Here is a 21307-nt window from a genome sequence, read left to right as displayed (position 1 = left end):
ATTGCGTGAGTGGCGGCGATCCCGGTGGATCGACGACCAACTGTGCAATCTCGGCCTCAGCTCAGCGGCAGACCCAGCACGCGCGTCGCGATGATGTTGCGCTGGATCTCCGAGGTGCCGCCGGCGATGGTGCCGCCGAAGCTGCGGGCATACCGTTCGAACCAGCTGGCCGACAGGTAATCCAGGTCGTAGGGTGCGTAGGGCGACGTGGTGGCCGGGTGCGCCAGCCCGTCGGAACCGGCTGCGGCTAGTGCGTATTCGGAGGCTTCGCGCTCGGCTTCGGAGCCCAGCACCTTGAGCACCGCGATCGCGCCCAGATCATCCTCGCCGCGGGCGGCACCCGCGATGGCCCGGGACCCGATCAACTGCAATGCCTGCCGGTCCATCACCAGCGTGGCGTAACGGTCGCGGTCCAGCTCGTCGACGGGATGGAAATCGCGGATCAGATTGTGCAGCCGGTCGGCGAACTGGATCCACATCATGGTCCGTTCGTGGCCCAGCGCGCCGTTGGCGACCTTCCACCCGCCGTTGAGTGGCCCGACGAGATTCTCCTGGGGCACCCGGACGTCGGTGAAGAACACTTCGTTGAAATCGAGATCGTCTTGATCGCAGATCGTGGCGAACGGCCGGCGGACCAGACCCTCACTCTCGGTGGGGATCAGCAGCACGCTGATCCCCTTGTGTTTGGCCACATCCGGGTCGGTACGCACCAGCGTCAGCAGCACATCGGCGTGATGCGCACCGGAGGTCCAGACCTTCTGGCCGTTGACCACGAAGTCGTCGCCGTCTGGCACCGCCTTGGTGCGCAGTGACGCCAGATCCGAGCCGGAGCTCGGTTCGCTCATACCGACCGAGGCCGTCATCTCCGCGCGCAGGATGGGCACCGCCCACCGCTGCTTCTGCTCCTCGGTGCCGAAGGACAGGATCGACGCCGCGACGATGCCGACACCCTGCGGGTTGAAGCTGTGGTAGATCCGCCGCCGGGAGAGCTCCTCCTGGTGCACGTATTGCTGCACCACCGAGGCGTTGCGGCCGCCGTACTCGGGCGGGTTGCCGGGCAGCAGCCAGCCGTGGTCGAACTGCAGCCGCTGCCAGCGCCGGGCCCACTCCGGGATGTGTGAACACGACTGGGGGCGCTCGGCGGTCTCGGCCTCGGGCGGCAGGTGTTCATCCAGGAAGGCCACGAACTCGGCGCGGAACTCCTCGACATCGGCGTCAAACGTGAGTTGCACGATTCTCCTCGGCGCTCGTCGTGATCGGAGAATAGCATTCTTCAAAAGTTGGAATCACGATCTCGCGCGTCGTACATTCGGGAGGGTGGACCAGCTCCGAGGGTCCTTGCCGAACGCTATGAGAATTCCATTCTTGCTGTTGAAGAACGAGGTTGTATCATGGATCACATGTCCGACTGTGGCTTCGCATCGTCGCGCCCAGCAGCGCCGGGACGGGTCCGATGATCGAACTGCCGGACGGCACGGGGAACGTCTCGAAGATCCCCGTCATCGATGCCAGCGTCCACATCTTCTGCAAGTCCAACAAGGACCTGCGGCAGACGTTCATGCGGGAACCGTTTCGCAGCCGCGGTTTCCCTGACTACGAGATGGACTGGTACGGGGCGCCGGGCGGTGAATACGTCAAGGGCAGCATGGGCCCGGACCGCCAATACCCGGGTTCGGATCCAGAGTTGGTGGCCGAAGAGCTGTTCGGCAACCGTGGTGTCGACATCGCGATTCTGCACCCCATGACCCGCGGCATCATGCCGGACCGCCACCTCGGCACCGCGATCGCCTCGGCACACAACGACATGATGGTGACGCGCTGGCTCGAACACGAGGAGTTCGGCAGCAGGTTCCGCGGTACCTTGCGGGTCAATCCGGACGACATCACCGGGGCCCTCCGCGAGATCGCGAAGTACTCCGACCATCCCCGGGTGGTGCAGATCGGTATCCCACTGCAGTCTCGCGAACTGTACGGCAAGCCGCAGTTCTGGCCGCTGTGGGAGGCCGCGGCCGCCGCGAATCTCCCTGTGGCCGTGCACATCGAGGTGGGCGCAGGTATCGCCTTCCCGCCCACACCGTCCGGCAAGACCAGGACCTACGAGCAGTACCTGAGCTTCATGGCGCTGAACTACCTGTATCACCTGATGAACATGATCGCCGAAGGCGTGTTCGAACGGACACCGTCGTTGAGATTCGTCTGGGCCGACGGCGCCGCGGACCTGTTGACCCCGTTCATCTGGCGGATGGACTGCTTCGGCCGCCCGCACCTGGAACAGACTCCGTGGGCACCCAAGATGCCCAGCGACTACCTACCCGGCCACACCTACTTCGTGCAGGGCTTGTTCGACGGACCCGGTGACGTCGAATTCGCCGGTGAATGGGCAGGTTTCACCGGCAAGGACGATATGACGATGTTCGGTTCCAGCTATCCGCACTGGGATGCCAACCAGCTGACCGTACCCAGCAGCTACACCGTCGAGCAGCGCGACAAACTCTGTTGGCGCAATGCCGCCGAGCTGTACGGAATCGATGTCCCAGCGGGCCTGGTCGCGCAGTAGGAAAGAGATCACGATGACCGTCACCTCGAGATCGACACCCACCGAACGCATCGCGGTCCGGTGCGTCGACTCCGATGTCCACCCGATGCCCAAACGCGGCCAGTTGATCGACTACATCCCCGAGCCCTGGCGTAGCAAGTACTTCCTGAACCACCCGGTGGGCGACCAGATCTACTATGACGCCCCCGATTACGCCCACTCCTATGCCATGCGGGTGGACAGCTTCCCACCCGACGGCGAATTCGCGTGCAGTGACCCCGATATGGCACTGCGGCAGCTCATCATGGAGGCCGGCTCCGATATCGCCATCCTGGAGCCCACCCATGGGGAGAGCCGCCTGGCCGAGGCCACCGCGGCCTACTGCACCGCCACCAACTCCTGGCTCGCGGACAACTGGCTGGACAGCCACAACAACTGGCACGAACGGTGGCGCGGCTCCATCTGCGTGGCCATCGAGGATCCGGAGAGCTCCGTTCGGGAAATCGAGAAGTGGGCCGAACACCCGTTCATGTCGCAGATCCTGATCAAGGCCGAACCGCGGCCGTCCTGGGGCGACCCGGTCTATGACCAGGTGTGGGCGGCGGCCACCAAGTACGACATGCCGGTCAGCTGCCACCTGAGTCGTGGTGTCTACGAGACACTTCCGATCCCCCCGGTGGGGCTGCCGAGCTACAACCACGACTTCATGGTCACCTACTCACTCCTGGCGGCCAACCAGGTGATGAGCCTGATCTTCGACGGTACCTTCGATCGGCACCCGACCCTGCGCATCGTGTTCATCGAGCACGCGTTCACGTGGATCCTCCCGCTGATGTGGCGCATGGACGCCATCTACGAAAAACGTAAGTCCGGACTGGACATCAAGCGCAAACCGTCCGAGTACGTCAAGGACCACATCAAGTTCAGCACTCAACCGCTGGACTACCCCGAGGACAAGACCGAGCTGTCGAGGGCGTTCGAATGGATGGAGTGCGACAAGATCCTGTTGTACAGCTCCGACTATCCGCACTGGACGTTCGACGACCCACGCTGGCTGGTCAAGCACCTGCCCCAGCATGCCCGTGAAGCGATCATGTTCCGCAACGGGATCGAGACCTACAAGCTCCCCGACACCGTGCCGGTGCTCGAAGGACAGGTGCGGGTCTTCTAGGGATGAGCACAGACAACACGACGCCCCGGCTCGCCCAGGGGCGGGAACACGTCGTCGCCACGGTTGACGAGATCCCCCCCGGTGCCCACAAAGTGGTGCCGATCGGGCGCCACGGTGTGGGCGTCTACAACGTCAACGGGACCTTCTACGCGATCGCCAATTACTGTCCCCACGAGGGCGGCCCGCTGTGCGCGGGCCGTGCGCGCGGCCGCAACATCGTCGACGAGACGGTGCCCGGTGACGCGGTGATGGTGCGCGATCTGGAGTACATCTACTGCCCGTGGCATCAATGGGGGTTCGAACTCGCCACCGGGACCACCGCCGTGAAACCCGAATGGAGTATCCGTACCTACCCGGTGCGGGTCGTCGACAACGAAGTGCTGGTGATGGCATGACTGCGAGTCTGGAGCTCAAGCGCGGCGAGAAGAGCTTCGAGATCAACGGCGGCCAGGTCGTGTACGAGATCTTGGGCAAACAGGGCGATTTCATCGCTCTGACGCCCGGCGGCCGGTTCAGCAAAGACATCCCCGGCCTTCGGCCGCTGGCTCAGGAGCTGGTCAAGGGCGGTTACCGCGTGCTGCTGTGGGACCGGCCGAACTGCGGCAAGTCCGACGTGCAGTTCTACGGCCAAAGTGAGTCGCACATGCGGGCCGAGACGCTCTACAAGCTGATCACCGGGCTCGACATCGGCCCGTGCATCCTGGCGGGTGGTTCCGGTGGGGCCCGCGACTCCATGCTCACGACGATGCTCTACCCCGAGATCGTCCGAAAACTGGTGGTGTGGAACATCGTCGGTGGGGTGTACGGCTCGTTTGTCCTCGGCTCGTATTACATCGTGCCGAGCATCCTCGCCGTGCGCGGCGCCGGCATGAAGGCCGTGGCCCACATCGACGAATGGAAGGAACGTGCGGCCGAGAACCCGGTGAACCGGGACCGCATCCTGGCCCAGGATCCCGACGAGTTCCTCAAGCTGATGTTGCGCTGGCTCAACGCCTTCGTCTCCAAGCCCGGCCAGACCATCCCGGGTGTCGACGACGAGCTGTTCGACAACATCACCGTGCCCACCCTGATCATCCGCGGCGGGGAGAACGACCTCGACCATCCCAAGCGGACATCGCTGGAGGTGAGCTGCCTGATCAAGGGCTCGACCCTGATCGACCCACCGTGGCCGGAGGATGCCTGGGAGCGCGCCGGGGAAAAGCGTGCGCAAGGAAAAGTCAAGCGGTTCAACATGTTCGACACCTGGGTGCAGGCGGCGCCGGCCATCCTCGATTTCCTGGGGCGCTGACGGTGAAGCTACTGCGTGTGGATGCGGACCTCGCAGTTCAGCGACGCCTCCAGCGCGGTGTGGATGCGGCTCTCCGGTATGCGTTCCAGATCCTGCTCCCGCAGGGTCACGTCGACGATGTCCCAGCCGTCGGGGCCGTCGGTGCGTTCGATCCGGCCGGTGAGGCCGAAGCCGGCCAACACCCCGAGCGCGTCGTGGTCGGTGCCCCGGCTGATGTAGGTGACCACACCCGCCACCGGCGTGCTGTCGAAAGCTCTGGCGCACAGGTCCATCGCCGCGCGCTGCAGCTCGTCGGGGTCGGGTCCGGTCATCAGCAGCTCGACCTCACGCCGGCTGGCCGGCACGCCGGAGAGGTCGGTGTCCACCAGACCGGCTCCCGCGGTGCGCGCCAGGTCGGCCAGCGCGGCCATGCCGGAACGCAGTTGTTCGGCGGTCAGGTCGCCGCAGGGATCGACACCGATTCGCACCACCGCCGTACGCATGCGCGCAAGCGTAGCGGCCGGCTGCCCGTGAGGAGGCACCCATGACCGCCGCGATGGACTTCGCCGGCCCCGCCGAGATCGCCGTCGCCGCATGGCCGCAGCTGACACCGCGCCTGCTGCGCACCGGCCCCGGGCCGGAGGATCTCGCGACCTATCGCGCCGCGGACGGCTACCTGGCACTCGACGATATCGACGGCTTGCTGTCGGCGGTCGAGTTGTCGGGCATCGTGGGCCGCGGTGGCGCCGCTTTCCCCCTCGGGGTGAAGGTCGGCACGGTGCGTGGCGCGTGGCAGCAGGGCCGGGCGACCGTCGTCGTCGCCAATGGCGAAGAAGGTGAGCCGGCGTCGATCAAAGACCGCTGGCTGCTTCGCAACCGGCCTCACCTGGTACTCGACGGACTGCGGCTCGCGGCGCGGCTGGTGGGTGCCGAACACACGCACGTGTACGTGTCGGACCCATCGTCGGCCCGGGCTGTCGAACACGCCCTGAGCGAGCTCGGGGGCACGATGCTCGACGGGGTGACGGTGAGCGTTCGCGTGGTGGAACCCGGGTATGTGGCCGGTGAGGAGACCGCGGCCGTGCACGCCATCAACGGCGGGCCCGCCAAACCGACAGACAAGCCACCGCGGCCGTTCGAAGAGGGTGTCGGCGGGCTGCCCACCATGGTGAGCAATGTGGAGACTCTGGCCAATCTGCCGTACCTGCACCGGCACGGCGCGCAGCAGTACCGGGCGGCGGGGACGTCGGCCTCACCGGGCACCCTGTTGGTGACGCTCACCGGAGGCGGACGGCCGGCGACACTCTACGAAGTGCCCTTCGGTATCGCGTTCAGCGATCTGCTGGCGGTGCACGGAGTATCCGCCGAGTCGGTGCGCGGTGTCCTGATGGGCGGCTACTTCGCAGGCCTGCTCAACACCGAGATCCTCGACGTCACCGTGGATCACGAGAACCTGCGCCGGCTCGACAGCGGATTGGGGTGCGGGGCCATCTCGTTGCTCACCGACGAATGCCCGGTCGCGGTGGCCGCCTCGGTGCTGAGTTACTTCGATCGCGAGAACGCGGGCCAGTGCGGGTCGTGTTTCAACGGCACCGCCGCCATGGCGGCGGTGGGCGTCGCCCTGCGCGACGGCGTGGCGGCCGACGACGACCTGGCCCGGCTCGAGCGCTGGTCGGTGGTTCTGCGGGGGCGCGGTGCATGCGCGACCCTGGACGCGGCGACCAACGCCGCCGCCAGTCTGTTGCGCAAATTCCCCGCAGAGGTGGCCCGCCACCTCGAGAACAGCTGTGAAACATGCGCCGACAGCATGTTTCGCGCCGAACGGCCGTTCGAGGTGGAGACGAAATGAGCGACGGTATGCGCATCCGCCTGGACCGGACGCTGTGCGACGGATTCGGGCTGTGCGCCAAGCATGCCCCCGAGTACTTCAGCCTCGACGACTGGGGTTACGCCTCGCTGGAAGGCAACGGCCGGATCCCCGAGGCCGACCGCGACGCGGTGACCCGGGCGCTGCTGGACTGCCCGGTGCACGCGATCATCGCGATGCCGTCGGACACAGCAGCCACATCGACGCTCGGCCGGACATGACCACCCCTACGGCCTCGGTGCTCGAGCAACCCGACAGCCTTCCCCGTGTACAGCGACCGACACTGGCCGCGCTCACCCGTCGGCTCTCCCCGGTGGAGTTCCGGCGCGGACACGTCATCGTCACCGAAGGTGAACCCGGTGACTGCATGTACGTGATCGTCGAGGGCAAGGTGAAGGTCGGGCGGCGCACCGCCGACGGCCGGCAGAACCTGCTGGCGGTCCTGGGCCCCTCCGAGGTCTTCGGCGAACTGTCGGTATTCGACTTCGGGGCCAGGACTTCGACGGTCACCGCGCTGACCACGGTGCGCGTGGTGTCGATCGACCGGCAGGCGCTGCGCACCTGGATCGCTGCCGCTCCCGAAGCGGGTGAGCAGTTGCTGCGGGTGCTGGCGCGCCGGTTGCGCGAGACCAACGACTGTGTCACCGATCTGGTGTTCACCGACGTTCCGGGCCGCGTGGCCAAACTGCTGCTCCAGCTGGCCGTGCGCTTCGGCATCGACGGGCCGGACGGGTCGATCCGCGTTCTGCACGACCTCACTCAGGAGGAACTCGCGCAACTGGTCGGCTCGTCGCGCGAAACCGTGAACAAGGCACTCGGCGAGTTCACCGAGCGCGGCTGGATCCAGATCCGGGGAAAGACCGTGCTGATCCTCGACCGGCCGCGGTTGGCACGGCGGGCGCGCTGATCTCCCCCACGGCCCTGGATTCGACCCACAGCCACTGATAACGTGATTCTCCAAAGCGGATAACGGCACTATCTACGGAGGTCGGCGATTTCCCAGGAATCCGGTCGCGCGATCCTGCCGCAACTCACGCTGGACAACGAGTTCTTCTGGACCTCGGGTGCCGACGGCCAGCTCCGGCTGCAGGAATGCGGCGACTGCAAGTCACTGATCCATCCCCCGGCGCCGGTCTGCCGGTACTGCCGCAGCCACAATCTCGGCCCCCGCGCGGTCTCGGGCCGCGCCACGCTGGTGGGGTTCACCGTGAACCACCGCTTCAGCCTCCCCGGCCTGCCCGCGCCCTACGTCGTCGCACAGGTCGCCATCGAGGAGGACCCCCGCGTCCGCCTGACCACCAACGCCGTGGAGTGTGATCCCGCCGAGCTGCAACTGGGCCGACAGATGGAGGTGGTGTTCGAGCAGGCCGCCGACGTGTGGCTGCCGTTGTTCCGCCCGAGCGCCGACACCGAGCTGGCCCCACTGCCCGACGACGAGATCGCCCCCACCGACTTCCACCGATTCGTCCGCGCACCGGCACGCACCACGAAATTCGAAGAGCTCTCGGCGATCACCGGCATCGGCGCATCGCAGATGGGCCGGCGGCTGATGGTGCCGCCGCTGTCTTTGACCATCGAAGCCTGCGAAGCGGCGATCGCCGATGCCGGGCTGACACTCGAGGACATCGACGGACTGTCCACCTATCCGGGTATCGACGTCGCCGGCATGGGCGAGGGCGGGGTGAGCGCGCTCGAAGGTGCACTGGGAATCCGGCCGACGTGGATCAACGGCGGCATGGACACCTTCGGACCCGGCGGCTCGGTGATCGCCGCGATGATGGCCGTCGCCACCGGACTGGCCCGCCACGTGCTGTGTTTCCGGACGTTGTGGGAGGCCACCTTCAGCCAGCTGATGAAGGAGGGCAAGGCCGCACCACCCGGGGGCGCCCGCACCACCAGCTGGCAGATGCCGTTCGGGGCCACCTCGGCGGCACACACCCTGGCGCAGAACGCCCAGCGGCACTTCCACCGCTACGGCACCACCCGCGAGACACTCGGCTGGATCGCGCTCAACCAGCGCGCCAACGCCGCGCTGAATCCGACTGCCATCTACCGCGATCCGATGACCATGGACGACTACCTGTCGGCGCGGATGATCACCACACCGTTCGGGCTCTACGACTGCGACGTGCCGTGTGACGGCGCGGTGGCCGTCATCGTCTCGGCCGTGGACGTCGCGCGGGACCTGGCCAAGCCACCGGTGCTGGTGGAGGCCGTCGGCACCCAGATCGTCGAGCGCACCGACTGGGATCAGAGCACACTGACCCACGAGCCACAGGTACTCGGCCAAGCGGCGCATCTGTGGACCCGAACGTCGTTGCGGCCCAACGATGTCGACGTCGCCCAACTCTACGACGGCTTCACCTTCAACTGCCTGTCCTGGCTGGAGGCGCTGGGCTTCTGCGGAATCGGCGAGGCGAAGGATTTCCTGGACGGCGGCCACAACATCGCCCGCGACGGCCTGCTGCCGCTGAACACCCATGGCGGCCAGCTGTCCCACGGCCGCACCCACGGCATGGGGTTGATCCACGAAGCCGTCACCCAATTGCGTGGGGAAGCCGGTGCCCGCCAGGTGGCCGACGCGAAGGTGGCCGTCGCCAGCAGCGGCGGACTGACCCCCAGCGGGGTGCTGCTGTTGCGGAGCGACTCGTGAGTGCACCGACACCGAGGGTGGTCCTCGTCGACGCCGTGCCGATGTCCGGTCTGCTGGCCGAGGTACCGGGAGCAGCTGCGGTGATCGTGGCGTTGCACGGCGGGGCCACCACCAGCGCGTACTTCGACTGCCCCGACCATCCCCGGCTTTCACTGCTGCGGGCCGGCGCCGCCATGGGCTTCACCGTTCTCGCACTGGACCGCCCGGGGTTCGGCAGCTCGGCGTTGTACTCGCGCGAATTCGACGACACCGCACGGCGTATCGACATGACGTACCGTGCCGTCGACGCCATGCTGGGCGGCCGGGACCGCGGCGCCGGCCTCTTCCTGCTCGCACACTCCAACGGCAGCGAACTGGCGCTGCGCATGGCCACCGGTGACCGCGGTGACGAACTGCTGGGCATCGAGATCTCCGGCACCGGCATCCGCCAACAGGACACCGCCCGCGCCGTCCTGGCCGGCGCGTCGCGGGAGAACATCCCCAGCGGTCTGCGCGAGTTGCTCTGGGAGCCGGCTCATCTGTATCCCGACGGGATCGCCGGCTCGGTCCGGATCAAGTCCGGGCCCGTCTCCCCCGACTACGAAGCCGCCCTGGTGACCAACTGGCTGCGGGACTTTCCGGAGCTCGCCGCCCAGGTGCGTGTCCCGGTGCGGTTCAGCCTCGCCGAGTACGAACGGGTCTGGGAGAACGGCCCTCGGGCGCTCACCGAGGTCGGCGCCCTGTTCACCGCGGCGCCGCGGGTGGCGCTGCACGAGCAGGCCGGCGCCGGACACAACCTGTCTCTGGGCTACGCCGCCACCGCCTACCACCTGAGCGCGCTGGCTTTTGTCGAAGAGTGCGCTCAGTCCCGCAGCACAACACAATTCACCGTGGAGGCCAGCTGATGCGAGTCGGATTCATAGGTCTGGGCAGTCAGGGCGCGCCGATGGCCCGGGCCATCGTCGACGCCGGATTCGAGACGACGCTGTGGGCGCGCCGCCCCGCGTCGCTGGAGCCGTACTCCGACACGGCCGCCAAGACGGCGGCTTCACCGGCTGAACTGGCCGCCGCCAGCGATATCGCCTGCCTGTGTGTGATCGGCGACGAGGACGTTCGTGAACTGGCTTACGGCGCAGAGGGATTGCTGGCCGGGATGTCGCCGGGCGGCACCATCGTGATTCACAGTACGGTCCACCCCGACACCTGCCGTGAGCTTGCGGACAAGGCTGCCGCGCAGGGTATTTCGGTACTGGACGCCCCGGTCAGCGGGGGTGCACCCGCGGTCGAGCAGAAGCAGTTGCTGGTGATGATCGGCGGCGACGACGACGTGGTGGCGCGCTGCCGGCCGGTGTTCGAGACCTATGCCGACCCGATCGTGCACCTGGGTCCGGTGGGCGCCGGGCAGGTCACCAAGATCCTCAACAACCTGTTGTTCTCGGCGAACCTGGGCAGTGCCCTGAGCCTTTTGGAGCTCGGCGAGTCGCTCGGCGTGCCGCGGGCCAAGATGTGCGAGGTCGTCACGCGCGGCTCGGCCAACAGCAAGGCCCTGGGCAGTATCGCGCTGTTCGGCGGCACTTTGGAGAACCTGGCGCCCATCGCCGGTGCCCTGTTGCAGAAGGATGTGCGGCTGGCGGCCGGCCTCGCCGACGCCGCGACCGCGCCGCAGGGCGCGGTGTTCGACGCCGCCGACGCCGCACTGGATTCCATGGGCTATCCGCGATGAAGGTGGGGTTCATCGGCGCGGGCCGGATGGGTGCACCGATGGTGGCCCGGCTGGTGGGTGCCGGCCACCAGGTGCGTGCGCTCGGCCGCACCGACGAGAAGTGCGCGGCCCTGGCGGGTCTGGGCGCTACCCCGGTGACCTCGACGCCGGCGGTCATCGAAGGCGCCGAAGCGGTGATCGTGTGCGTGTTCACCGACGAGCAGGTGCGCCGGATCTGTGTCGACGACGGGCTGGCGGCGGCCCTGCCCGCAGGCAGCGTGCTCGTCGTGCACACCACCGGCAACCCGCGCACCGCTGCCGAGATCGCCGGCCGCACCGGTGCCGACGTGCTCGACGCCCCGGTCAGCGGCGGCCCGCACGACATTGCGGCGGGCCGGGTGACGCTGTTCGTCGGCGGTGCGACAGACGCGCTCGAGCGGGTCAGGCCCGCACTGGCCAGCTACGGCGACCCCATCGTCCACGTCGGGGAACTGGGCGCCGGGCAGAAGGTCAAGCTCGTCAACAACACGCTGTTCGCCGCGCAGATCGGCCTGCTCGCCGAGGCGGTGAAGCTCGGCGACAGTCTCGGCATCGACGAGACCGCGCTGCTGCAGGCGTTACCGCACGGAAGTGGCAGCAGCCGCGCCCTGTCCGGCGTGGCGGGACGCGGTTCGGTGTCGTCGTTCATCGCCATGACCGGCCCCTTCGTGGGCAAGGACATCGCGGTGGTGCGGAAGACTCTGGCCGACCTCGGTACGGATCTGGGTGCACTGGAGCGCCTGGTCGCGACGGGATCCCCCCGGTGACCTGCTGGAGCCCGTCACGACAAACGAGACCGGAAATCTCGTTTCGGCGCCCAACTGACCCCTCAACTGTTACCGTTACAGTTGATCCGCCATTCGTAACTCTACGCCAGCCCAGGCGTTGCGGAGGAGGAATGCCATGACAAAGCCGCAGGTCGTGTTCGACCCGTTCTCCGAGGAGTACTTCGCTTACCCCTTCGACATCTACAAGCGAATGCAGGACGACGCACCGGTCTACTACGACGAAGAACGCGACTTCTACGCACTCACCCGGCATGAGGACGTCGCGAACGCGCTCAAGGACTACGAGACCTATTCGTCGTCGCGCGGATGCGATCTGCACATGGTGCAGTCCGGTGAGCTGCCGCAGAAATCCATCATCTTCATGGACCCGCCGGACCACCGCGCCCTGCGCAGCCTGCTCAACAAGGCCTTCACACCGCGGGCGGTGCAATCGCAGAAAGAGTCCGTGGTCGAACTGATCGAGCACTATCTCGGCAAGATCGACTCCGACGAATTCGATGTGGTGCAGGACTTCTCGGGCCCGTTCCCCGTCGAGGTGATCACCCGGATGGCCGGGGTACCCGAGGAGTATCGCCAGCAGGTACGGCACTGGATCGACGCGTCGCTGCACCGCGAACCGGGCCAGATCGGCTACTCGGAGGCCGGCATGAAGGCCACCATGGACACCGCGATGTACTACTACCAACTGGTCCAGGAGCGGCGCGCCAACCCGCAGGACGACATGATCAGCCGGCTGATCACCGCGGAGATCCCGCGCGGCGAGGCCGGCGAGATGCAGAAGCTCGACGATCTCGAGATCACCGGATTCGCAACGCTTCTCGGCGGGGCCGGCGCGGAAACCGTGACCAAGCTGATCGGCAGCGCCATGGTGGTGTTCGCCGAGAACCCGGACCAGTGGCAGCTGCTGCTCGACGACCGCGACAAGGTGCCCGCCGCCGTCGAGGAATTGCTGCGGTTCGTCGGCCCCGTGCAGTACAACGTGCGGTACACACTCAAGGAATCCACCCTGCACGGGGTGACCATCCCCGCGGGTAAGGCCGTGTTCCTGATGAAGGCCGCCGCCAACCGCGACCCCCGGGCGTTCACCAACGCGGACAAGTTCGACATCGAACGTGATCGCACCGAGGCTCAGAACCTCGGGCTGGGTTACGGAATCCACAGTTGCCTCGGCGCGGCTCTGGCCCGGCTCGAAAGCGTCGTCGCGCTGGAACACCTGCTGGACTTCATGCCGCGCTACGAGGTGAAATGGGATGGGCTGCAACGAGTCAAGATGCAGAATGTCTCCGGCTACTCCCATGTGCCGGTGAAGGTGCTGAGGTGATGCTCATGTCGAAAGTCGAAGTGGACTACGGCCTGTGTGAGAGCAACGGCGTGTGTATGGGCGTCATTCCCGAGGTATTCGACCTCGACGACCAGGACGACCTGCATGTGCTGCAAGACGAGATCACGCCGGACAACGAGGAGCAGATCCGCGAAGCCGTCCGGCAATGCCCCCGGCAGGCGATCTACATCAAGGATTAGGAGCTGTGTGGAGTCCCAGCGGCGCTGGAACTCCACACATCAACTAGCTGGCGGGAACGAGGTCGGCGGCCACCGGACAGCACAGGTGCGCGCCGCTGCGGAACACCTCGACCACATCCGACTCCACCGGCAGGGCCGCCGCGGCCAGCGCCCGCGCCTTGAAGGCTCGCGCCGCCACACTGAGCCGGTGCTCCACCGAACCGGTGCGACTCAGCTCGGCCGGCCACGCCTGACCCCACAGCGTCACCTCCGTACGACCACTGTCCAGCGCCTTGCGCACGCCTGCTTCGATCCGGCTGTCCCGGCCGTAGAGGTCGGTGGCCACCGCCAGCGCGTCGGGGCGCGGCCGCGCCTCCATCTGCACCGCGGCCTCGAGGTCGAGCACCTCGGCCCCGAGGATGTGCAGGGGCAGGGGGTCGTATCCCCGGTCGTCCACCAACACAGTCACATCCCAACCGGCCATCGCGCGGTCGAACAGCCACCCGCCGGCAGACTGCACCACCTCGACCACGCTCGAGGCGATGACGTCGAGCCGGTACCTCACGATGGTGCGACCGGGGCGAATTCCCGCGCCAGTGACTGCGCGTACTCCTGAATCGTCTCTTTCAAGGGAATTGATGGGTCCAGCAACCATGAGATTTCCAATCCGTTGACGAGGGACACGATCTGCACCGCTTTGAGGGCTGGGTCGAAATCGCTGCGGTACCGGCCAGCCTTCTGGCCACGTCTGATGAGCTCGGCGACGATGTCGATCGCCGCTTTGTGCCTGCCGAGCAGGCGGTCGTGCAGAGGCGCATCGGGAGTCAGGTTCTCCACCAGCAGCACCGCGAAGGTCCCCACCAGCTGCGGCGCCCGGTCGATGCGCTCGCCGACACGGGCGATCTCCTCGATCAGGTCGCCGCTGCGGTCAGCGTGGGCGTCGTCGTCGGCGTCGCGCGCATCGACCACCGCGTGCAGCAGCTGCTCCTTGGATTCGAAGTGGTGCAGCAGCCCGGCCGGTGTCACCCCGGCCTCCTTGGCGATCTGCGCCAGCGACGTGTTGCGCCAGCCGTTACGCGTCAGCAGCCGCAGTGCGACGGCCAGGATGCGCTGTTTGCGCTCGTCGCCTTTGGCGAAGAGCGCGGCATACGGCCTGGTAGCAGGCGCAGGCGAAGTCATGGGCTGACAGTTGCTTCCTGATGTGTAAACCAACCTAGTGAACACACAGTAGGTTGGTTTGACGCCTGTGACAAGGGTCTCACTGAAATTCATTTTGGGAGGGCGTCACGCGGGTGACGCCATGAGGCTAACCAGCCGCAGCCGCCAATACCGCCGAATGGCGATACCGGTGGTTCACCCGTTCGCTACAGCCCCAGCGACTTGGCGATGATCACTTTCATGACCTCGCTGGTGCCCGCATAGATCCTGGCCACTCGCGCATCCGTGTACAGCCGGGCGATCGGATATTCCATCATGTAGCCGTAGCCGCCGAACAGCTGCAGACAGCGGTCCACCACCCGGGCCTGCATCTCGGTGCAGAACAACTTCACCCGCGCGGCGTCGGCCGCGGGCAGCTCACCGTCGACGTGCAAGGTGACGGCACGGTCCAGCATCGCCTGCGCCGCCTCGACCTCCGTGGAACACGCGGCCAATTCGAACTTCGTGTTCTGAAACGACGCCACCGGTGTGCCGAACGCCTTGCGGTCCCGGGTGTAGTCGATGGCCGCGGCGATCGCGCTGCGCGCCTGCGCCACCGAGCCCACCGCCACCGTCAGCCGCTCCTGGGCCAGGTTGTGTCCCAGATAGCTGAACGCCGCACCCTCCTCACCGAGGAGGTTCTCGACCGGGACCCGCACATCGGCGAACGACAGCTCTGCGGTGTCCTGCACCTTGCAGCCCATCTTGTCCAGCTCGCGGCCGCGGGTGAACCCGGGCATACCGTCCTCGACGACGAGCAGGGACAGACCTTTGCGCCGGTTCTCCGGGTCGGTGGACGTACGCGCGACGACCACCACCAGGTCGGCCTGCATACCGCCGGTGATGAATGTCTTCGCACCGTTGACGACGTAGTGATCCCCGTCCCGCACCGCGGTGGTGCGCACCCCGGCCAGATCTGAGCCGGTGCCCGGCTCGGTCATCGCCACCGCCGTCAACAGCGTGCCCGCTGCCAGACCGGGGAACCACCGCTGCCGCTGTTCGTCGTTCGCATAGTGCAGGAAGTACGGCAGGATCACCTCCAGCTGGGTGCGCACCGTCGACAGCGTGACCAGGGCCCGCGCCGCTTCTTCCTGCAGCACCACGTTGTACCGGTAGTCGGGCTGGCCGCTGCCGCCGTACTGCTCGGGGATGGCCATGCCCATCATGCCGAGGTCGCCGAGCTTCGCGAACGCCTCCCGGGGCATCCGGCCCGCCTTCTCCCACAACGGATAGTCGGGCACGACCTCCTTCTCGATGAAATCCTTGGCGAGTTGCCGGAAAGCTTCGTGGTCCTCGGTGAACAGATCCCTGCGCACGGCGCTCCCTATCCGACAAGCTCGACGACGGTGGCGTTGGCGGTGCCGCCGCCCTCACACATGGTTTGCAACCCGTAACGAATCCCGTTGTCACGCATGTGATGGATCATCCGGGTCATCAACACCGCCCCCGAGGCTCCCAGCGGGTGTCCCAGCGCGATCGCCCCGCCCAGTGGATTGACCAGGGCCTCGTCGGCGCCCGTCTCGGCCTGCCAGGCCAGGGGCACCGAGGCGAACGCCTCGTTGACCTCGAACACGCCGACGTCACCCACTCCGATCCCGGCCTTGCTCAACACTTTTGCTGTGGCCGGGATGGGCCCGGTGAGCATCAGCACCGGGTCGGCTCCGGTGACCGCGCCCGCGACATAACGCACCAACGGCGACAGACCCAACTCACGGGCCTTCTCGGCGGTGGTGACCAGCAGCGCTGCCGCTCCGTCGGAGATCTGAGACGAGTTGCCGGCGTGGATGATCCCGTCTTCCTGGAAAGCGGGCTTGAGCCCCGCCAGTTTCTCCGCGGTGGTGCCGCGGCGGACACCCTCGTCCGCGGTGACGGCGCCGTCCTCGGTCGGCACGAAGACGACTTGATCCTCGAACGCACCGCTGTCGAGGGCCGCCGCCGCCCTTGCGTGGGACCGGGCCGAGTACTCGTCGAGATCGGTGCGCGACAGGCCCCACTTCTGCGCGATCAGCTCCGCGGAGATGCCCTGGTTGAAGGAGAAATCGTCGTACCGGGCAAGCACTTTGGGCCCGTACGGCATGCCGGTGGCCCGGGCCGCCCCCAACGGCACCCGGCTCATCACCTCGACGCCGCCGGCCACCACCACCTCCTGCTGCCCGGACATGACGGCCTGGGCGGCGAAGTCGAGGGCTTGCTGGCTGGAACCGCAGGCGCGGTTGACGGTGGTGCCGGGGATGCTCTCGGGCCATCCGGCGGCCAGCACCGAGTAACGGCCGATATTGCTGGACTGGTCTCCCACCTGCGATACGCAGCCCCACACCACGTCGTCGACGATCGCCGGGTCGACTCCGGTGCGCTGCGCCAGTTCGTCGAGCACCAGCGCAGACAGGTCTGCGGCATGCTGAGAAGACAGCCCGCCGTTGCGTTTTCCGACCGGCGTGCGCACCGCACCGACGATGACCGTTTCCCGCATCACTTGTGCTCCGTTCTGGTTTCCATGGCCGCGGGTCGGATGGCCCACTCGCCGGTGAACTCCGCATCCCGTTTGGCGGCGAATGCGGCGTAGGCCTCCGCTGAGTCTGCCGTGGCGAAATTGCCGGGCTGCGCCCGGGCTTCGTTGCCCAGCGCGTCGCGCAGCGTGGTGTTGGCCCCGTCGTTGAGAAGCGCCTTGCTCTGGGCCAGCGCAAAGGGAGGTCCAGCGGCCAGCCGCGCCGCAAGGCCGTCGACGAACGTGCCGATCTCCGGATCGGGCTTCACCCAGGTGACCAGCCCCAGATCGAGGGCCTCCGCAGCGGTGATCGTCTCCCCCAGTAGCACAAGGCGTTTGGCTTGTTGCAGACCCACGAGTTTGGGCAGCAGCCACGAGCCGCCCAGGTCCACCGACAGACCACGCTTGGCGAAGATCTGACAGAAACGCGACTCGGGGGTGGCGACCACCAGATCACACCCCAACGCCAGGTTCCAGCCGGCGCCGACAGCGACACCGCAGACCTTGGCGATCGTCGGGACGGCCAGCTCGTGCAAGGCCAGCGCCACTTCGGTCAGACGCTGCAGCTTGTACCGCGGGTGCAGGTCTTCACCGGTGCCGATATCGGCACCCGAGCAGAAGGCGCCACCGGCTCCGGTGAGGACCAGCGCCCGTGTGGTGCGGTCCCGGGCGGTACTGCGCAGCGCGTCGGCCAGTGCAACCCACAGTTCGGCGTCGATCGCGTTCTTGCGCTCAGGACGATTCAGGGTCAGCGTTCGCACTCCGCCGCTGTCGTGAATCAGCAGCGTGTCCGTCACCCGTAGACCGGACCGATCGCACCGCCGGCCCGCAGCTGCACCAACTCCTCTGTTGTGTAGCCCAATTCGGTCAGCACGGCGTCGGTGTGCTGCCCCAGACCGGGCACGGCCCCCATCGGTTGGTCGAACCCGCTGATCACCGGAGGAGGCCGCAACGCCTTGATGTCGCCCTTGGGTGTGCCCACCGTGCGCCAACGGTCGCGGGCGGTCAGCTGTGGGTGCTCCACCACCTCACTGGGGAGGTTGTACCTCGAATTGCCGATACCGGCCTCGTCGGCCACCTTCTGGATCTCGGCGAGATCGTGTTGCGCACACCAGGTTCCGATGGCCTCGTCGAGAACGTCTCGGTGTTGGCACCGGCCGGAGTTCGTCTGGAAACGCGGATCGCCGGCAAGGTCGGGCCGGTTGATGATCTCCCGCGCCACCCGCTGCCATTCGCGGTCGTTGGTGGTGCCGAGCACGACGGTCTGCCCGTCCCGGGTGAGGAACGCCCCATAGGGCGCCACCGCCGGAGATCCCACCCCGAGTGGCTGCTGATCGATGCCGGAGTGCTGGGTGTAGGTCAGCGCGTAACCCATCACGTCGGTCATCACGTCGAACAGGCTCAGTTCCACAGACGGCCGTGCGGTGGCGCCTTCTTTGCGCGCGAACAGCAGCGCCAGGATGGAGATGGCGCCGTAGAGCCCGGTGGTGAAATCTGCCATCGCGGGTCCGGGTTTGGCCGGCATGCCGGGATGACCGGTGATGGCACACGATCCCGACTCCGCCTGCACCAGCAGGTCGTAGGCCCGTTTGTGTGAGATGGGCCCGCCGGGGCCGTATCCGTCGATCTCGAGTGGGATGACGTTCGGGTGCCGTTGCGTCAACTCCCGGGCGGTGAGCCCCAGCCGGGTCGTCGCTCCCGGCGCCAGGTTGGACACGAAGGCATCGGCCCGGTCGAGCAGCCGGTGCAGGACCTCCATGCCCTGTGCGGATTTGGTGTTGAGGGTGACGGACTCCTTGCCCCGGTTGCACCACACGAAGTGCGCGGCCAGGCCACCCGGACCGTTGACCACGTCGTCGTAGTCACGGGCGAAGTCACCGCCCCGCGGATTCTCCACCTTGATGACGCGGGCGCCGAAGTCGGCGAGCACCCGCGTGCACATGGGGGCGGCCACCGCCTGTTCCATGGCGACGACGGTGACGCCGGCAAGTGGTGCTGTTCCCATGACCGTCACATCACCATGCCGCCGTCGACCGGCAGCACCTGCCCGGTGATGTAGGACGCCGCATCCGAGGCCAGGAACACGAAAGCCCCTGCCACCTCGCCGGGTTCGGCCCAGCGCTTCAACGGGATCCGGTTCATCATGGCGGCGGCGAACTTCTCGTTGGTGCGAATGGTCTCGGTCATGGGAGTGGCGGCCAGGGGGGCCAGCGCATTGACCAGGATGTTGCTGGCGGCGAGCTCTCTGGCCAGCGACTTGGTGAAGCCGATGATGCCCGCTTTGGCGGCCGAGTAATTCACCTGACCGAGGGTGCCGGTGAGCCCCGCCGAGGAGGTGACATTGATGACGCGGCCGGTTCCGTCGGTGGGAATGTGCGGCAGCGCGGCCTGCGTGACGTGGAAGGTGCCCATGACGTGGACGTCGAAGGTGCGCCGAAACGCCTCGTCGGTCAGTTTGGGGAACATGGCCGGGGAGGTGACGCCGGCGTTGTTGACGACGATGTGCAGCTTGCCCTCCCTCAGCCCGGCCGCTCGCGCGGCCGCGGCGTCGGCGGCATCGCGGTCGGCGACGTCCAGGGCCATGCTGTCGGCTTTACCGCCTCCGGCCGAAATACGTTCGGCGACAGCGGACGCCGCGTTCGCGTCGATATCGGTGACGAGCACGGCGGCACCGGCGTCGGCCAGCGCTGCGGCCACCGCGGCACCGATACCTCCGCCCGCACCGGCACCGGTCACCAGGGCGGCGCGGCCGGTCAGGTCGAAATAGGACAACTCAGTAACTCCTCGGCAGGCCCAGGACGTGTTCGCCCAGGAAGTTCAGGATCATCTCCTGGCTGACGGGGGCGATCTTCATCAGCCGGGATTCCCGGAAGTACCGCGACACGTGGTACTCCTCGGAATAGCCCATGCCGCCGTGTAGTTGCAGAGCGCGATCGGCAGCACCGAAACCCGCGTCGGCGCACAGATATTTTGCGGTATTGGCCTCCCGGCCACAGGGTTTGCCGTTGTCGTACAGCCATGTCGCCTTGCGCAGCACCAGTTCGGCGGCGTCGAGACGGGCCAGCGAGTCGGCCAGCGGGAACTGCAGCCCCTGGTTCATGCCGATGGGCCGATTGAACACCACCCGTTCGTTGCCGTACTTGACGGCCTTCTCCAGCGCGACACGTCCGATGCCGAGCGCTTCGGCGGCGATCAGCATGCGCTCGGGGTTGAGACCGTCGAGGATGTACTTGAACCCTTGGCCCTCCTCGCCCACCCGGTCCTCGACGGGAACGATCAGGTCGTCGATGAACAGCTCGTTGGAGCTGACGGCGTTGCGACCCATCTTCTTGATGGGCCGGATGTCGATGTGGTCGCGGTCGAGGTCGGTGAGGAAGAGCGTCATGCCCTCGGTCTTCTTGGTGACCTCGTCATACGGGGTGCTGCGGGTCAGCAGCAGGATCTTCTCCGACTCCAGCGCCTTGGAGATCCAGACCTTGCGGCCGTTGATGCGGTATTTGTCCCCCTCGCGCTTGGCGAAGGTGGTGATACGCGAGGTGTCGAGTCCCGCACCGGGTTCGGTGACACCGAAGCAGACGTGCAGGTCGCCGTTGACGATCCTGGGCAGGGTGGCGGCCTTGAGTTCGTCGGAGCCGTGTTTGACCACCGGCTGCATGCCGAAGATGGAGAGGTGGATGGCGCTGGCACCGTTCATCGCCGCCCCCGAGCGGGAGATCTCCTCCAGCAGCAGGGTGGCCTCGGTGATGCCGAGGCCGTGCCCGCCATACTCCTCGGGAATGGTCATCCCCAGCCAGCCGCCCTTGGCGATGGCGTCGTAGAACTCCTGCGGGAATTCGTGGGCCTGATCCTTCTCCATCCAGTAGTGGTCGTCGAACCTCGACGCCAGCTCTGCGACCGATTTGCGGATCAGCTCCTGATCCTCGGTGAGCTCGAAACTCATTCCGCCGGGCATTGTTTGGTTTCCTCAGGGTTGGTGTCGGTTACCGCTACTCGGCGCCCGCGACGGCTTTGGCGTTGGCGGCGAAGTCGGCGAAGCTGGTTTTGTTGCCGTCGCGGTGGTGGGACAGGGCTTGGATGGAGACGTCGTGTCCTTCGGCGGCTTTGCGTAACGCCCCGACGGTGG

General features: G+C 66.8%; 23 protein-coding genes and 1 pseudogene. 13 read left to right on the top strand and 11 right to left on the bottom strand.

Going from position 1 to position 21307, the window contains the following annotated elements:
- Positions 1 to 56 precede the first annotated feature (56 nt).
- The gene (locus AC3A6P_RS19285) at positions 57 to 1232 is read right to left on the bottom strand and encodes an acyl-CoA dehydrogenase family protein (protein ID WP_487693294.1); all 1176 of its coding nucleotides are present in this window, start codon (positions 1230 to 1232) and stop codon (positions 57 to 59) included.
- 221 nt (positions 1233 to 1453) lie between these two features.
- Between AC3A6P_RS19285 and AC3A6P_RS19280 the strand changes: the two genes are divergently transcribed.
- From AC3A6P_RS19280 to AC3A6P_RS19265, 4 genes are read left to right on the top strand one after another with little or no spacing between them, the layout of a single operon-like run.
- On the top strand, positions 1454 to 2557 hold the full coding sequence (locus tag AC3A6P_RS19280; protein WP_487693292.1) for an amidohydrolase family protein: 1104 nt from the start codon (positions 1454 to 1456) through the stop codon (positions 2555 to 2557).
- A 13-nt stretch (positions 2558 to 2570) separates the two neighbouring features.
- Positions 2571 to 3707, top strand: coding sequence for an amidohydrolase family protein (locus tag AC3A6P_RS19275; protein ID WP_487693291.1), 1137 nt, complete (start codon positions 2571 to 2573; stop codon positions 3705 to 3707).
- Positions 3708 to 3709: 2 nt separating this feature from the next.
- On the top strand, positions 3710 to 4102 hold the full coding sequence (locus AC3A6P_RS19270) for a Rieske (2Fe-2S) protein (protein WP_487693290.1): 393 nt from the start codon (positions 3710 to 3712) through the stop codon (positions 4100 to 4102).
- A complete protein-coding gene (locus tag AC3A6P_RS19265; protein WP_487693289.1) occupies positions 4099 to 4995 on the top strand; it encodes an alpha/beta fold hydrolase in 897 nt (298 codons plus the stop codon). Before AC3A6P_RS19270 ends, AC3A6P_RS19265 begins: the two co-directional genes overlap by 4 nt.
- 8 nt (positions 4996 to 5003) lie before the next feature.
- On the opposite strand, the gene AC3A6P_RS19260 is transcribed toward AC3A6P_RS19265, so the two are convergent.
- Positions 5004 to 5477 carry a hypothetical protein gene (locus AC3A6P_RS19260; RefSeq protein ID WP_487693288.1) on the bottom strand — a complete coding sequence of 158 codons (474 nt, stop codon included), beginning with the start codon at positions 5475 to 5477 and terminating at the stop codon, positions 5004 to 5006.
- A gap of 41 nt (positions 5478 to 5518) precedes the next feature.
- Here AC3A6P_RS19260 and AC3A6P_RS19255 point away from each other — a divergent pair, with 41 nt between their 5' ends.
- The 9 genes from AC3A6P_RS19255 (at position 5519) to AC3A6P_RS19215 (ending at position 13523) form a co-directional block, all read left to right on the top strand.
- Positions 5519 to 6823 (top strand): NADH-ubiquinone oxidoreductase-F iron-sulfur binding region domain-containing protein, encoded by a 1305-nt coding sequence (locus AC3A6P_RS19255; RefSeq protein ID WP_487693287.1) that lies wholly within the window; start codon positions 5519 to 5521, stop codon positions 6821 to 6823.
- Positions 6820 to 7062, top strand: coding sequence for a ferredoxin (locus AC3A6P_RS19250; RefSeq protein WP_487693286.1), 243 nt, complete (start codon positions 6820 to 6822; stop codon positions 7060 to 7062). The genes AC3A6P_RS19255 and AC3A6P_RS19250 overlap by 4 nt, the downstream gene beginning before the upstream one ends.
- Positions 7059 to 7748 carry a Crp/Fnr family transcriptional regulator gene (locus tag AC3A6P_RS19245; protein ID WP_487693285.1) on the top strand — a complete coding sequence of 230 codons (690 nt, stop codon included), beginning with the start codon at positions 7059 to 7061 and terminating at the stop codon, positions 7746 to 7748. The genes AC3A6P_RS19250 and AC3A6P_RS19245 overlap by 4 nt, the downstream gene beginning before the upstream one ends.
- Before the next feature lie 87 nt (positions 7749 to 7835).
- Positions 7836 to 9494 (top strand): thiolase C-terminal domain-containing protein, encoded by a 1659-nt coding sequence (locus tag AC3A6P_RS19240; RefSeq protein ID WP_487693495.1) that lies wholly within the window; start codon positions 7836 to 7838, stop codon positions 9492 to 9494.
- Entirely contained in the window at positions 9491 to 10378 is an 888-nt protein-coding gene (locus tag AC3A6P_RS19235) for an alpha/beta fold hydrolase (RefSeq protein ID WP_487693284.1), read from the top strand. Before AC3A6P_RS19240 ends, AC3A6P_RS19235 begins: the two co-directional genes overlap by 4 nt.
- Positions 10378 to 11196 carry an NAD(P)-dependent oxidoreductase gene (locus AC3A6P_RS19230; protein WP_487693283.1) on the top strand — a complete coding sequence of 273 codons (819 nt, stop codon included), beginning with the start codon at positions 10378 to 10380 and terminating at the stop codon, positions 11194 to 11196. Before AC3A6P_RS19235 ends, AC3A6P_RS19230 begins: the two co-directional genes overlap by 1 nt.
- Positions 11193 to 11981 carry an NAD(P)-dependent oxidoreductase gene (locus AC3A6P_RS19225; RefSeq protein ID WP_487693282.1) on the top strand — a complete coding sequence of 263 codons (789 nt, stop codon included), beginning with the start codon at positions 11193 to 11195 and terminating at the stop codon, positions 11979 to 11981. Before AC3A6P_RS19230 ends, AC3A6P_RS19225 begins: the two co-directional genes overlap by 4 nt.
- 136 nt (positions 11982 to 12117) lie before the next feature.
- Positions 12118 to 13323: a cytochrome P450 gene (locus tag AC3A6P_RS19220; protein WP_487693281.1), complete on the top strand. Its 1206-nt coding sequence runs from the start codon at positions 12118 to 12120 to the stop codon at positions 13321 to 13323.
- A 5-nt stretch (positions 13324 to 13328) separates the two neighbouring features.
- Complete coding sequence (locus AC3A6P_RS19215; protein ID WP_487693280.1) at positions 13329 to 13523, top strand: ferredoxin; 195 nt, start codon at positions 13329 to 13331, stop codon at positions 13521 to 13523.
- A gap of 43 nt (positions 13524 to 13566) precedes the next feature.
- Here the strand turns inward: AC3A6P_RS19215 and AC3A6P_RS19210 are convergent, their stop codons facing one another.
- The 9 genes and pseudogenes from AC3A6P_RS19210 to AC3A6P_RS19170 all read right to left on the bottom strand — a co-directional run.
- Positions 13567 to 14067 carry a hypothetical protein gene (locus tag AC3A6P_RS19210; RefSeq protein WP_487693279.1) on the bottom strand — a complete coding sequence of 167 codons (501 nt, stop codon included), beginning with the start codon at positions 14065 to 14067 and terminating at the stop codon, positions 13567 to 13569.
- Positions 14064 to 14681 carry a TetR/AcrR family transcriptional regulator gene (locus AC3A6P_RS19205; RefSeq protein WP_487693278.1) on the bottom strand — a complete coding sequence of 206 codons (618 nt, stop codon included), beginning with the start codon at positions 14679 to 14681 and terminating at the stop codon, positions 14064 to 14066. Before AC3A6P_RS19205 ends, AC3A6P_RS19210 begins: the two co-directional genes overlap by 4 nt.
- A 185-nt stretch (positions 14682 to 14866) precedes the next feature.
- Complete coding sequence (locus AC3A6P_RS19200) at positions 14867 to 16015, bottom strand: acyl-CoA dehydrogenase family protein (RefSeq protein ID WP_487693277.1); 1149 nt, start codon at positions 16013 to 16015, stop codon at positions 14867 to 14869.
- Positions 16016 to 16023: 8 nt separating this feature from the next.
- Positions 16024 to 17169, bottom strand: coding sequence for a thiolase family protein (locus tag AC3A6P_RS19195; protein WP_487693276.1), 1146 nt, complete (start codon positions 17167 to 17169; stop codon positions 16024 to 16026).
- Complete coding sequence (locus tag AC3A6P_RS19190) at positions 17169 to 17981, bottom strand: enoyl-CoA hydratase/isomerase family protein (protein WP_487693275.1); 813 nt, start codon at positions 17979 to 17981, stop codon at positions 17169 to 17171. The genes AC3A6P_RS19195 and AC3A6P_RS19190 overlap by 1 nt, the downstream gene beginning before the upstream one ends.
- The gene (locus tag AC3A6P_RS19185; protein ID WP_487693274.1) at positions 17978 to 19189 is read right to left on the bottom strand and encodes a CaiB/BaiF CoA transferase family protein; all 1212 of its coding nucleotides are present in this window, start codon (positions 19187 to 19189) and stop codon (positions 17978 to 17980) included. Before AC3A6P_RS19185 ends, AC3A6P_RS19190 begins: the two co-directional genes overlap by 4 nt.
- Before the next feature lie 5 nt (positions 19190 to 19194).
- Complete coding sequence (locus tag AC3A6P_RS19180; protein ID WP_487693273.1) at positions 19195 to 19956, bottom strand: SDR family NAD(P)-dependent oxidoreductase; 762 nt, start codon at positions 19954 to 19956, stop codon at positions 19195 to 19197.
- 1 nt (position 19957) lies between these two features.
- Complete coding sequence (locus AC3A6P_RS19175) at positions 19958 to 21136, bottom strand: acyl-CoA dehydrogenase family protein (protein ID WP_487693272.1); 1179 nt, start codon at positions 21134 to 21136, stop codon at positions 19958 to 19960.
- A 34-nt stretch (positions 21137 to 21170) separates the two neighbouring features.
- Positions 21171 to 21307: pseudogene (locus AC3A6P_RS19170) on the bottom strand (amidohydrolase family protein); the annotation flags it as partial.

The sequence above is a fragment of the Mycobacterium sp. Soil_C_30 genome, from assembly GCF_057656995.1.
The sequence above is the reverse complement of the archived record's forward strand: the minus strand, read 5'-3'. Positions and strand labels throughout refer to the sequence as shown.